At 74.3% G+C, this 13,585-nt stretch carries 6 protein-coding genes; 3 read left to right on the top strand and 3 right to left on the bottom strand.

From position 1 onward, the window contains the following. Positions 1-21 precede the first annotated feature (21 nt). Entirely contained in the window at positions 22-2,430 is a 2,409-nt protein-coding gene (locus SNA_RS23050; protein WP_044366463.1) for a SpoIIE family protein phosphatase, read from the bottom strand. Between the two features lie 212 nt (positions 2,431-2,642). Between SNA_RS23050 and SNA_RS23045 the strand changes: the two genes are divergently transcribed. Both SNA_RS23045 and hemC read left to right on the top strand, forming a co-directional pair. Next, the gene (locus SNA_RS23045; protein ID WP_030067283.1) at positions 2,643-3,416 is read left to right on the top strand and encodes a VOC family protein; all 774 of its coding nucleotides are present in this window, start codon (positions 2,643-2,645) and stop codon (positions 3,414-3,416) included. An 89-nt stretch (positions 3,417-3,505) separates the two neighbouring features. Beyond that, on the top strand, positions 3,506-4,459 hold the full coding sequence (gene hemC, locus SNA_RS23040) for a hydroxymethylbilane synthase (protein ID WP_030067282.1): 954 nt from the start codon (positions 3,506-3,508) through the stop codon (positions 4,457-4,459). A 150-nt stretch (positions 4,460-4,609) separates the two neighbouring features. Here hemC and SNA_RS45445 read toward each other — a convergent pair whose 3' ends face one another. Further along, positions 4,610-6,115 (bottom strand): S1 family peptidase, encoded by a 1,506-nt coding sequence (locus tag SNA_RS45445; RefSeq protein ID WP_052808965.1) that lies wholly within the window; start codon positions 6,113-6,115, stop codon positions 4,610-4,612. Positions 6,116-6,321: 206 nt separating this feature from the next. Between SNA_RS45445 and SNA_RS23030 the strand changes: the two genes are divergently transcribed. Next, positions 6,322-10,992 (top strand): hypothetical protein, encoded by a 4,671-nt coding sequence (locus SNA_RS23030; protein WP_044366459.1) that lies wholly within the window; start codon positions 6,322-6,324, stop codon positions 10,990-10,992. Here the strand turns inward: SNA_RS23030 and SNA_RS23025 are convergent. Next, positions 10,928-13,573: a class III lanthionine synthetase LanKC N-terminal domain-containing protein gene (locus SNA_RS23025; protein WP_052808964.1), complete on the bottom strand. Its 2,646-nt coding sequence runs from the start codon at positions 13,571-13,573 to the stop codon at positions 10,928-10,930. The two genes, SNA_RS23030 and SNA_RS23025, sit on opposite strands and share 65 nt — an antisense overlap. Between the last annotated feature and the right edge of the window lie 12 nt (positions 13,574-13,585).

The raw sequence follows: 13,585 nt of genomic DNA, 5'->3' as shown, positions 1-13,585 counted from the left end.
ACGGGACTTCCGACACCGGCCCTACCCGACCGGGCGAGGCGTCCCCGGATAGCCCGGCGGGAACCCCTGCTCGGTCCAGATCGTCTTCCCGTACGGCGTGTACCGCGTCCCCCAGCGTTGCACCAGCTGCGCGACGATGAACAGCCCGCGCCCGCCCTCGTCGTCGCTCGCGGCGTGCCGCAGATGGGGCGAGGTGTGGCCGGTGTCGGAGACCTCGGTGAGCAGGGTCAGATCGCGCAGCAGCCGCAGATGCAGCGGCCCGGACGCATGCCGTACGCCATTGGTGACCAGCTCGCTGACCACCAGCTCGGTGGCGTACGACAGCTCCTCCAGGCCCCACGCCCGCAGCTGCCCGGTGGCCAGCTCGCGGGCCCGGCCCACCGCCGCCGGCTCGGCCGGCAGCTCCCAGGCGGCGACCTGCCGGGCATCCAGCTCGCGGGTGCGCACCAGCAGCAGCGCCGAGTCGTCGGCCGCGGTGCCGGCGGGCAGCAGCTCGGCCACCGCGCGGTCGCACAGCTCCTCCAATGGTCTGCGGTTCTCGCCCAGCACCCGTCCCAGGGTCCGCAGCCCCGCCTCGATGTCCCGCTCGCGCCCCTCGACCAGCCCGTCGGTGAACAGCGCCAGCAGACTGCCCACCGGCAGCTCGATCTCCAGCGACTCGAACGGCAGGCCCCCCAGCCCCAGCGGCGGGCCCGCCGGCAGATCGGGGAACGACAGCCGGCCCTCGGGGTCGACGACGGCCGGCGGCAGATGCCCGGCCCGCGCCATGGTGCAATGCCGCGAGACCGGGTCGTAGATGGCGTACAGGCAGGTCACCCCGGTGGCCACGTCCTCGCCGGCCTCGGCGCCCGGTGTGCCGGTGCGTTCCCCCGTCGGCTGCCCCACCAGGTCGTCCAGCCGGCTCAGCAGTTCGTCCGGGGACAGATCCAGCCGGGCCAGCGCCCGTACCGTCGTCCGCATCCGGCCCATCGTGGCCGCCGCCTGGAGACCGTGGCCCACCACGTCCCCGACCACCAGCCCCACCCGGGTCCCGGACAGCCCGATGACATCGAACCAGTCGCCACCGACCCCGGCGGTGTTGTCGCTGGGCAGATAGCGGTGGGCCAGGTCGACGGCGGACTGCGCGGCCACATGCTGCGGCAGCAGCGTGCGCTGGAGGGTCAGGGCGGCGGCGTGCTCACGGGTGTAGCGGCGGGCGTTGTCCAGACACACCGCGGTACGGGTGACCAGCTCGTCGGCCAGCTCGACCTCGCCGCTGTCGAAGACGGAAGGATGCCTGCCGCGCACGAAGGTGACCAGCCCCAGCGGGGTGCCACCGGCCCGCAGCGGCACGACCATGGTGCTCTCCACCCGCACGATCCCGCCCGACGACAGACTGCGGTACTGCGGCGAGCCCGGCGGATGAACGACCCGGTGCGCACCGTTCGCCGTCCTGGTGCCCCCGCTCTCCCCGGCCGACCGCTCCGCCACCCGCACCAGCGTCGGCAGCCCCACCCCGTGCTCGGGCTCCTCACCCTCCAGGACCGACTGCACCAGATCGACGGTGACGGTGGCGGCGAACTCCGGCACCGCCACCTCGGCGATCTCCCGGGCCGTGACGGTCATATCGAGCGTGGTCCCCAGCCGGGCGCCCGCGTCCACCAGGAGGTTCAGCCGCCGCTGCGCCTGATAGCGGCCGGTGATGTCGAAGGCGTCCTCGCACACCCCCAGCACCCGGCCGTCGGCGTCGTGCAGCTGGTAGTAGGAGCACGACCACACGTGCTCGCTCCCCGGATCGGTGGGCAGCTGCCCCACGAAATGCAGATCGACGACCGGCTCACCGGTGTCCAGCACCTGCCCCATCACCGCCTGGGTACTGCGCGGATACCCCTCGGTGACGAACTCGCCCCGCGGATAGAGCTCATCGGCCTGTTTGCCGATGAATTCCCGCAGCGGCAGCCCGATCTCCCGCCCGTAAGTGGCGTTGAACCAGGTCAGCCGCAGCTCCGTGTCATAGATCGCCAGACCCACCGGCGACTGGGTGGCCAGTCCGTGCAGCATGGCCTGCTGCGACTCCCACGCCCGCAGCCCGTCCAGCTCGGCCGCCACCAGGACCCGGGCGGGCGTGCCGGCGATGCCCCCGGTGTCGGCCAGTGGGCAGATCGAGGTCGCCACCGACAGCAGCCGCCCGTCGCGGTGCCGCGCCGTACGCGAGACGCTGCCCGGCATCCGCACCGGCGGCGATTCCCCCGCCGTACCGGTGCCCAGATGCGGCAGCAGGGTCTTAAGGGGCTGCCCCACGATCTCCTGCGCCCGGTACCCGAGCAGCCGCTCGGCCGCCGGGCTCCAGCCGATGACCAGGTCGCGGGCGTCGAGCACCGCTGTGGCCGCCCTGGTGACGTCGAGGGGACCACGGAAGTCGGCGCTCTCCACCCCATTCCATGCGTTCATGGCATCAACCCAGCCCGGTTCAGTACCTCCAGCATCGATCCTGATCAAGAGCGGCACAACCGCTCTGGCCACCCGCGGTGTGGCGGGCCGGGGCCTGGGCCGTATGTGGTTGCGCCCGGTGAGGGGAGTGCGGGGGAGGCCATCCCGGTCGCCGCCCCCGGCGCTCGCTGGCACAGTGGGAAAGGGCGGTGAGTACGAGGAGGCAGATCTTCATGTCCCCCCTGAAGCCCGTCGTCCCCCGACGCGGTGCGCCGTGCTGGGTCAGCCTGCTGGCCCGCGACCTGAAGACGGCGCAGGAGTTCTACTCCGCGGTGCTCGGCTGGACCTTCCGGCCGGCCAGCCTGGGCGACGAGTTCTCGGTCGCGATGTCCGACGGGGAGCCGGTCGCCGGGATCGGCGCGCTGGCCCAGAACTTCCAGGTCGCGGTGGCCTGGACCTCGTACTTCGCGGTGGCCGACGCCGACGACACCGCGGCCCGCATCCGCGAGCGCGGCGCGACCGTCGCCGTCGGCCCGCTCAAACTCGGCCCCGGCCGCGCCGCCCTGGCCGCCGACCGCGACGGCGCCACCTTCGGCTTCTGGGAGGGCAAGACCCTGTCCTGGTCGGTCGGCCACGGCCGCGCACCGGCCTGCCTGGAACTGCGCACCCGCGACGCCTTCGAGGCCGCCATCTTCTACGCGGAGGTCTTCGACTGGGCCACCCCGGACGGCTGCGACGTCGCCTACGAGCACGAGCAGGTGATCGTCAGCGACGGCACCCACACCGTCGCCACCCTGCGCGGCGGCGCCGTCGAGTCCGCCCCGGACCCGCGGGTGCGCCCCCGCTGGCACGTCTACTTCCCGGTGCGCGACATCGAGGCGGTCACCGCCGCCGCGGTCACCGCGGGCGGCACCGTCACCCCCATCACCCAGAGCCCCGAGGGCACCGGCGTCCAGTCCGTCATACGCGACCCCGACGGCGGCCTGTTCACCGTCTCGGCGCCCTGACTTCGGCCCCCGGAAGGCTCTGGCCAACGGAGAGGCGGCCACCGCGGCCCCGCCCCGGATCACCGGAACCGAGGGTCTATCGTGGCGTCATGTCCGCCCCAGAGCCGCTCCGTTCCCCAGAACTGATCCGCATCGTCTCCCGTGACTCGCCCATGGCCCTGGCCCAGGTGGAGCGCGTTCGCGCCGAACTGCGTGCGCTGCACCCCGCCACCGCCACCGAGGTCGTCCCGGTCAAGACCACCGGCGACCGGTGGATGGGCGCCCTCTCGCAGGTCGAGGGGAAGGGCGCGTTCACCAAGGAGGTCGACGCCGCCCTTCTGGCCGGCGAGGCGGACCTCGCGGTGCACTGCGTCAAGGACATCCCCGGCGACCGGCCGCTGCCCGCCGGCACGGCCTTCGCGGCCTTCCTCACACGCGACGACGTCCGCGACGCGCTGATCCACCCCGGCGGTCTCACCCTCGACGAACTTCCCGCCGGGACCCGTATCGGCACCTCCTCGGTACGGCGCATCGCCCAGCTCGCCGCCTCGCATCCGCAGCTGACCTGCGTCCCGATGCGCGGCAACGCCAACCGCCGGATGGCGAAGCTGGCCGCGGGCGAGGCCGACGCGCTGCTGTTGGCGGTCTCCGGGCTGGAGCGCATCGGCCGTACGGACGTGATCACCCAGATCCTGTCCGTCGACGAGATGTGCCCGCCGATCGGCGCGGGCGTCCTGGCCCTCCAGTGCCGCGAGGACGACACCGCCACCATCGATGCGGTCAGCGGCCTCGGCGACCCCGCGGCCTTCCGCGAGACCACCGCCGAGCGGATGCTGCTGCACGTCCTCCAGGGCCACTGCAACAGCCCGATCGCGGGCCTTGCGACGACCGACCGGCGCGGCGAACTGTCCCTGCGCGCCTGTGTGTTCACCCCGGACGGCAAGACGGTCCTCAACGCCCACGAATGGGCCGGACCGCTCACCCCCGAGACGCTCGGCACGTCGGTGGCGGTGGCCCTGCTGCGGCAGGGGGCGCGGGAGCTGATCGATGGGATCGCGCACTGAGGGAAGGCTGAGGGAAGCCCTGAGGGAAGGCTGAGGGAAGCCCTGAGGGAAGATTTCGGGAAGGGGGCGAGGGCCCCGCGCCGGGTACGGTGCGGGGCCCTCGCCATGGTGGGGGTCAAGTGGGCTTCGTGCGTTGTCGGTTGTGTGCCGTCAGTTCCCGGCGCCGAGCTTCGCGCCCGTCGCTTCGAGCGCCTTGGTGACCGGCTGGAAGAACGTCTCCCCGCCCTTGGTGCAGTCGCCGCTGCCACCGGAGGTCAGCCCGACGGCCGAGTCCCCGGAGAACATCGAACCGCCGCTGTCGCCCGGTTCGGCGCACACGTCCGTCTGTATCAGGCCGTTGACGATGTCTCCGTTGCCGTAGTTCACGGTGGCGTCGAGACCGGTGACGGTCCCGTCGTGGACCCCGGTGGTACTGCCCGAACGCTGCACCTTCATGCCCACGGCGGCCTCCGCGGCCTTGGTGATCGGCTGGGTCTTGCCGTTCCCGAGGGTGACCGCGCTCTGCGGCTTGGCGCTCGCATCGTCGTAGGTGACCAGCGCGAAGTCGGTCTTGGGGAACTTGGAGTCCTTCACGGTGCCCAGCTGCTGACCGCCCTGGTCGGCGGACCAGGTCTTGGAGTCGTTGCCGCAGTGGCCCGCGGTGAGGAAGGCCGGGGCGCCCTGGACGGTGACGTTGAAGCCGAGGGAGCAGCGGGCGTTGCCACCGAAGATGGCGTCGCCGCCGGCGGGCGTGGCGCCGGACTGGCCACCGTTGCCGCCCTGTTGACCGCCGGCTCCGGTGCCGCCTTGTTGACCGCCGGCTCCCGCGTCGCCGCCTGCGCCGGCGCTGGCGTCGCCACCCGCGCCCGCACTGGCGTCGCCACCTGCGCCCGCACTGGCGTCCCCGCCCGCAACCGCGCCGGCGTCTCCTCCGGTTCCGGCTCCGGAGTCGCCGCCGATTTCTGCCCCGGCGTCGCCTCCGGTTCCGGCGTCTCCTCCCGTTCCGGCGTCGCCTCCGGTGCTCGCGCCGGAGTCACCTCCCATACCGGATCCGGCATCCGTTCCGCCGATCCCTCCTCCGCCGATCCCTCCTCCGTCCATTCCCGTACCCGCTCCCGCGTCCCCGCCGTCGTAGCGCCGGAATTCGCCCGCCGACCGTTTGACGGTCACCATCTCGCCCATCTGCCCGGTGGCCTTGGCGAGGGCGGCCATCTTCCGTCCGGTGACGGTCCGGTCGGCGAGCACCACGATTCTGTTCGTCCGCGGATCGATCGACCAGGCCGTACCGGGGACGGAGGCCGTGGCGCGCAGCGTCCGCGTGCCTTGTTCGAGGGCGGCCATGCTGTGGCGTACGACCTTGGCGACCGCGCCCTTGGCCGTGACACGCTCGGCCTCCTCCTTGCTCAGCACATTCATGACGAGGTGGCCGGTCGAGCCGTCCAGGTACCAACCGGCCGCCTTGTCCCCGAGGTCCGACTTCAGGGTCGCCGCGAGCCGGGCGGCCGACGGGGCGCTGAAGGTGCGCAGGGTGGGCGTCGTGTCGGTGCTGGCATGGGCGTTGGGCAGCAGGAACGCGGCCGCGGCGATGGCGGCGGCGGAGGCGCCTGCGATGGCGCCGGTGCGCTTGTTCACCTGCCGATGGCCCGCCTGCCTGCGGCTGTGCTGTCGGGGGCTCACGTCACTGACCTCCAGCTGGGGTTGGGGCGGCCGCCGCCGGCGGCGGCCGGGGCAACTGTTGCCACCCAGTCGTACGCAGCCCGCCCACCGCCGTCTCGGGCCCACTCAAGGTGCGATGAATTCCGCCGGCCCCGGCACCGGGCCCCGTACCCTCCCGCCCGGCGCCCGGCGGCCGATTGTCAGTGCCGCATGCCAGGATTCGAGACATGTCTGCACTGCCTGTCATGCCGCCCGCCGAACCGAAGAACTCGACCGTCTTCCTCGATTGGGCGCGGCTGCATGCGCCCGAGGGGGAGGGCGAGGCCCAGGACCTGATAGCGACGGTGACGGACGGCCTGGGTCGCGCGGTGAACAAACCGGGCCGGTTCATGGACGAGTTCAAGCGCCGCGCGGACAGGCTTCCGGCGGCGTATCTGCCGTGGTTCTGGGACACCGTCGGCCATCGCCTGGGCCCCTGGCTGCCGCGCCACTCCGGTACGGCATACGGCCTGGCCCGCACGGCCGAGAAGGCGCACGGCCTGTCGGTCGACGAGGCGTACCACCGGGCCAACGTCCTGCTCTACGCCCGCCTCGGTGCGCTGCCCGGCAAGGAGATCGCCGTCCATCAGCGGCGGCTGCACGCCACCCTCGAAGCGGCCGACGCCCATCAGGAGTTCCTGCGGTTCCTGCGGGCGTTCCTCGTCGGCGGTGGCGCGCCCGGGAACGATCTGCACCGCAGGGTGCAGGCATCGGCCAAGGCGGCGGGGCTCGGCAGCGCCCAGAGCGCCCAGGCCCTCGGCGACCTCCTCGTGGCGTCGAAGGGCCGCCCCCTCCCTGATGCGCTGCTCGACGGTCTCGGGCCGGTCCTCGCCCAGGTGCCGCCCGCGGCGCCGGTGCGCCAGGCGCTGGCGGAGCTGTTCCCGACCTCGGTCACCGACGGTGCGGCCTGGCTGCGGCTGCTGGCGGCCACCGGGGTCGACGACGCCCTGACGGAGGGCCGGATCGTCCCGGCGGGCGGACTGGGGGAGTGGCTGGGCCGGTTCGCGTTCCACTACTCCTACCGCGGTTCGAACGCCGGGGTCCGGCGGCAGCCCATGCCCGACGAGCTGTACGCCCTGGTGCCCCGTATCGCCGCGCGGATCCGGGCCGAGGGCGGCGAGGTCACCCTGCACCGCTCCCGCTTCCGCCACACGCTCCTCGACGCCGACCTCGTCGACATCTGCCTGGCCAACGGCATCGCGGTGGCCGACCCCGGACCGCGCGTGGGGCTGACGTTCTGGGGCCCGGCGGCCCGGCGCGACTACCGTGCGCTGGCCGCCCACCCGGTGTTCGGGGTCCGCCTGGCGGGCACGTCGTACGCGCCGCGCGCCCCGCGGGCCGGCGCGCCGCGGCTGCCGCTCGCCGAGGGGACCGACGCGGCGCTGCACGAGCGGGTGACCCGGCTGCTGGACGCCGTCGCGGACGGCGGACTGGGCGCGGCGCAGGAGGCCATGACCACACTGGACAAGGCCCTCGCTCCGCTCGCCATCGCCGCCCTCGACGGCATCGACACCGCGCTGGAGGCCCTCGACGGCGTCGGCCCCCTGCTGCGGACGCTGCGCGCCGGCCTGCCCGAGGAACTGGCCTGGCCCGCCCTGGAGGACGCCGTACGGAGCCTGGGCGGCGGGGCGGCCGTCAGCGGTGTGACCTGCACCTGGCCGGTGCTGACCGTCTTCGCCCGGGACCGGGCGATCGCCGTCGACCACAGCGGGGAGCGCGGCTCGTGCACCTTCGCCCTCCCCGAAGAGGCCGCCGTCCACTCGGTGTTCTTCGTCGGCGGCAGCTTTCTGATCGGCTGGAACACCGGCAAGCACTATGGGCGTTCCGCGGAGCGGGCCTTCTGGGCCGACGAGCCCGAGGCCGTCTTCACACCCGAGCACGCGCTCGGCCTGGTCCCCTACGGGGGCAGCACGGACGGCGCCCTGGGCTACCAGTTCGCCACCCCCGACGGCGGCGGCCGCTACGACGGCACCCGGGTGCTCAGGCCGGGCGGCCGCGAGGGCATCGACCACTTCGAGCAGCAACTCGGCGACGGCGTGCGGCTGTGGAGCTCCTGCCTCTTCGGGGAGCGGCGCGGCGGCCGCGACGACGCCTGGCGGGAGATGGATCCCGAGACCGGCCGGCGTACCGACAACACCGCCCTGCCGCCGTTCCTCGCCGCCGCCCCGCCCGCGGGCCTGTTCCGCACGCACGACATGCAGACCCTCGCCCCGCTGCCGCCCGGCGCCCCCGACTCCCCGCTGGGCCAGGTGGACGGCGTCTCCGGCTGCCGGGTCCTGCACTGGGAACACGGCGGCAACGCCCCGGTGCGCTATCTGCTGGAGGGCATCGACGGACGGCGCGCCACCTTCCGTGTCACCCATCCCGGCGAGGATCCCTGGGGCGTTGTCCGGCTGCCGGAAGGCGGCGCCGAGGCTGTGGTGACCGACCACTCCCCGATGCGCTGCTACGCAGCAACGGACAACTCCCTGCTGTGGGAGGTGCGTGGCTTCCCGCACGGCAAGCGGTCCGGGGGCGCCGCCGCCGACGGGCCGATGTTCCCGCCGCCCGCCTTCTGGCACTTCCTGACCCCGCGGGACGCCGAGTCCTCCAAGGCACTGCGGACGGTCGAAGCGGACGCGGTGCAGGCCCTGCTGGAGGCGGGCACCGACGGCGAGGCACCCGACCGCGAGCAGGCGGTCCGCGCCGCGGCCGCCCGGGTGCTGCCGGAGGTGCGCGACCCCGGTGTCCTGGACGGCGTGATACGGGCCGTGGGCACCGCCGCCCGGCTGCTGGAGCGCCGCCGCGCCGTGTCGCAGCGGGCGGCGCTGATCGTCTCCGGCGCCCGGGTCCGCCCCGCCGCGGAGACCACCGACACCGCGCTGGTCACCGCCCTGCGCGACCTGCTCGCGTACTCCGTCGCCTACAACGCGCCCAAGGTCCCCGATCTGCCCGCCACGGTCGCCGCGATCGCCGCCGACGGCGCCTTCCTGCGCGGCCGGATCGACGACGCCACCCGCCGGGTCGGTCCGCCCGCCCGGCCCCGCGACTGGGCGGTGCTGCTGGGCGACGGCATCGAGGCCGCCGCCTGGCGCTGCCTTTGCCCGGCCACGCCGGAGGAGGACCGCGCCGCGCTGAGCGCCCTGCTGCGCACCTGGGCCGCGTCCCCGTTCGCCGAGCCCGGCAGCTGGCGGCTCGGCCGCGCCTCGGGCGAGGCCCTGCGCCCGCTGTGCGCGACGGGCCGGGCGGTGGCCACCGGGATGGGCGACGGCAGCCAGGGCGCCGCCCCGGAGCCCACCGCGGAGCTACGGCCCACCGGCAGTTACCGCTTTGTGCAGCCCGCCTCGGCGCCGGTGCCCGAGGGCGCCACCGAGATCCGTACGGTCACCGTCACCCGCGATGACGCGAGCCGGCTGACGCGACTGCTGCAACTGCTCTCCGAACACGGCCCGTTGCGCCTGACGCCCGAGGCCGTCGCGGCCTTCGTGGCCCGCAGCGGGGTCCGCCGGGCGGTGGCCGTGCATGCGCTCGCCGGGCTGCCCACCCGGCCGGGCTACGGGGAGACCGCGCGGCTGCTGCGCGCCAAGCCGTTCCAGGCCACGGCCTCGGTCGCGAGCGCGGCCGAGGCGCTGGCGGGGCGGCTCGGCATCGCGGACCGGATGCGTGTCCTCGCGGCGGGCCTGCCCGACGACCCGGCGGAGCTGTGGACCGCCTCCGGACCGGTGGCGGCCGCCGAGCGGATGGCCGGCGCCTGGACCGCTCTCCTGGGCCAACGTCCGCCGTTGGACGAGGAGTTGAGCGACGAACTGGAGAAGGAACTGGGCGCCGACGAGAGCATGGCGGCGGCGCTCGGCGATCCCCGGGGCGGCGGTCTGCTGACCGAGGACCTGCGCCGGGTCATCGTCGCCAACAAGTACGGCTCGCTGTACGTCCACCCGGTGTCGGCCGACGGCTCCCCGGGCGAGCGGCCCAGCTATGACACCCCGTACCGCGATCTGGCCTCCGCCCTGTCCTGGGCGCTGACCGAGCGCCCCGTCGGCGACCGGGCCCTCGCCGGGCTGCCGGCGCTCTGCGCGCGGCTGGCCGACCGCCTGGACGCCCCGGACCTGCTCGTCCGCCTGCGCAGCGATCGCTTCGCGCTCGACCAGGAGCGGATGAGCGCCCTGTTCGGGCCGGAGCGGTACGAAGTGGTGGCCCTGGAGCCGCCGCTGAGCGACCGGGCCCGCCCGCCGATGTACTACGACCAGGGGCTGCTGCTCGTCCAGGTGGCCGGCGGCTGGAGCTCGGTGTTCCTGCGCCCCGCCGGCTTCGGCCGGCCCGGGACGTATGCGGCGATGGCGCGGCTGTGCGCCGAGCTGGGCATGACCGAGCTGCGCGGCGAGATCGAGCGCATTCGGGTGCTGCGTGACGGCATCGCCGACCTGGCCGCCCGCGCCGCCGACACCCCCGTACCGGCCGGCGGCTACGAGGCGAACCCGCTGCTGAGCGTGCCGGAGCTGGTCGATGAGGCGGCCGGGGCACTGGGCGTGGGCCGCGACGCCGCCGCGCTCCACCTCCAGCTGGCCACCCTGGCCCGCCCCACCGACCGCAACGTCCGCCGGTGGAACGGCTGGAGCACCGCCCGGCACCGCACCGTCCAGGCCGAACTGGCCGCCACCGGGGCCGTCGTGACCGAAAAGCGCAGCCGCGCCGGGCGGACAGCCTTCCTCCCCGGCGGCTGGACGGACCTCAAGGCGCCCCATCTGCCCCTGGAGACCGCCAAACTCGACGCCCATCTGGCCGCGGCGACCGGGAAACGCGAACTGGACGGCCCGTTCACCCGTCTGCTGCCGCCGCGCCCGCTGCACGAGATGTTCGCCGAGGCATGGGCGCGGCGCTGAGCATGCCCGCGGGCGACGGCAGCGGCTCCGGGGTGTCCGGCCGGTTCAGGCGGCGCAGAAAGGCCAGGACGCCGGCGTACCCCTGGGACCAGGAGTAGGGCAGCTGCTGGAAGTCGGGGTGGACGAACAGGGGAGCGTCGTCCGGGCCGTAACTGCGGATCAGCAGCTGACGGGCCGCCGTCCGGGCCGCCTCCTGGAACCGCTCCTGACCGGTGGCCCGGGCCATGTCCACGAGCATGCTGCCGACCCCGGCGATGCCGCAGCACTGGCCCGGTCTGCTCATCCGGGGCAGGAAGGCGGCGCAGGCGGACGCGGCGGCCTGCGCCGACGTCAGGAACGCGGCCTCGCCGTAGCGCAGATGGGCATGGAGCAGGACCCGTGCGGCGCCGGCCAGCCCGCGGCACCACGAGGCCGTCATGGGGGAGGCCGCGGCGACCTCGCCCCCCGCGACCAACCGGAGGACGCGTTCGGCCAGGGCACGGGCGCGGCGCCGCGCCGCACCGTGCAGCTGCGGATCGTCGGTGTGCGCGGCGACCGCGATCAGGCAGTCGGTCGCCCCCGCGAAGCCATGGGCATAGCCGAACGCGGGGTTCTGCGCGATCGAGGCGCCGAGCGGCGGCAGCACGCTCAGGCCCGGCTGCGCCACCAGCCGCCGCGCCTGGTCGTGCGCCGTTTCGACATCCCCCAGCAGGAGCGCGCCCAGGCCCACCCCGGCACGGCCGCTGATCACGTCCAGTTCCCCGTCCCGGGCGCCGTTGCCGGACGCCGGCGGCACCTCGTGGGGCATGGCGACCCCGGCCGCCCGGGCCGCGGCGAGGAAGATCTCGGTGCCGGTGCGTCCCGAGAACAGCCCCGGTGCCGGGGCCACCCTGTGCAGGGCCGTCACGGAGTGCGCCGCGAGCCGCTCCAGCAGCTCGTCCACCCCCGGCCGGCCGCGGTGGTGCAGCAGCTCCAGGCCGATCCCCGCGCCACCGGAGTACACGGCCGCGTCCACGGCGGCGAAATCGCCGGGCTCGCCGCCGAACTGGTACTCCCCGGCCCCGTCCACGAGCAGCCCGAGGGTCCGTTCCTCGAGCCGGACGCAGACCTCCGTCCCCACCTCCGGCAGGACCGGCACGGCGCGGTCGCGGCCGGGCGCCTCGGTCAGCCAGGACCCGTCGCGCAGCCGGTCGGCCGCCCGGCCCGCCGTGGCGCGGTCGCCGGAGGTCAGATCCGCGATCAGCGCCGCGAAGCCGGGCCGGCCGCCGCCGTGGACCGCGGCCAGGGTCTGCCGCATCCGGGTACGGGCGAGCACGGCGGTGGCCGCACCGGGCAGGGGCAGCACCCCGGTGGCGGCATGGGCGAGCACCATGCCCAGCGCGTAGTGGTCGTCCTCGACGCGCGGCGGGTCCTCGTCCGCCAGCTGTTCGGGGGGAGCGAATCCGGGGGTGCCGCCGGGCAGATGGAAGCCGTCCAGCGCCGAGATGCCGAAGTCGATGATGCTGGGGCGGCCGTCCCGCAGCACGATGTTGCGCGGGGTCAGATCGCGCATGACCACTCCGCGCCGGTGCAGGGCGTGCAGCGTGTCGCCGAGGGCGGCGGCCAGCCGGGCGAAGGCGCGCCCGGCGGTCCCGGCCGGGTCGTTCGCGGGCGGCGGCAGCATGGCGCCGTCGCTCTCGATCACTTTGAGCAGATGGGTGCCGCCCGCATCGGTGGTCACCAGGAACTCGTCGTCGCCGTGCGAGAAATGATCGAGGAAGCGCGGGATACCGGGCACGGCGGCGCATGCCTCAAGGATCCGCCGTTCGTTGCGCAGCCGTGCCCGGACGTCGGTTCCCCCGGCGGACTCGCCGACGTATGCGCGGGCCTGCTTGACGATCAGCGCCGGTGCACCGGGCCGGTAGGAGCGGACGTCCAGGACGCGGTAGACGTTCCCGTGCGCCGCCTGGAAGACGCCCTCGACGACGCGGAACCGGCCACCGAGCAGCTCCGGCTCGGCCTCGCGCACCGGCCGGGAACCGTCGCCCGTGACGAACGGATCGGCCACCCAGGAGGGCTGCCGGTAGGCGAGGGTGGCCGCCGCGTCGAAGCCCTCACCGCCGGGGCCGTGGATCCGCAGGACGGGCAGGCCCTGGGCCCCGGAGGACCAGCGGGAACGGAACGGGCCGTACCGGTAGTACACGGGCGCCCGGCCGTCCACCCGGCGGTCGCTCAGGACGCGGGGGCCGGCGTGTCCCCGGAGTAATTCCGCGAGCAGCAGTCCCAGTTCGCGGACGCGGGACTGCTCCGGATAGACGGTGACGGCCTTGCCGATGGCGGCCGGGTACCGGAGGCCGGAGTTGAGCCGGGACAGGACCTCGTCGGAGCGGGCGATTTTGAAGTGACAGCACTCCCGCAGAAGAACCGGAAGCAGGCGGTCCGCCAGCTCCGGGAGGGTGGCCGCCCGGGAGGAGATATGGAATTTCCAGCCGTCGTCGGGAAGCGGGGCCGCCTCGTGCGGGCGGACATGCGTCCATAAGGGGCCGGTGGTCGTGGCGAACCCCGAGAGCGATGCCCCGTCACCCAGGACCGCAAGCGCGTCCTCCGCCTGCCAATGCGTCACAGTGCATCCCTC

The sequence above is a fragment of the Streptomyces natalensis ATCC 27448 genome (assembly GCF_000935125.1).
GTDB classification, from domain to species: domain Bacteria; phylum Actinomycetota; class Actinomycetes; order Streptomycetales; family Streptomycetaceae; genus Streptomyces; species Streptomyces natalensis.
This window is presented reverse-complemented; position numbering and strand designations above follow the sequence as displayed.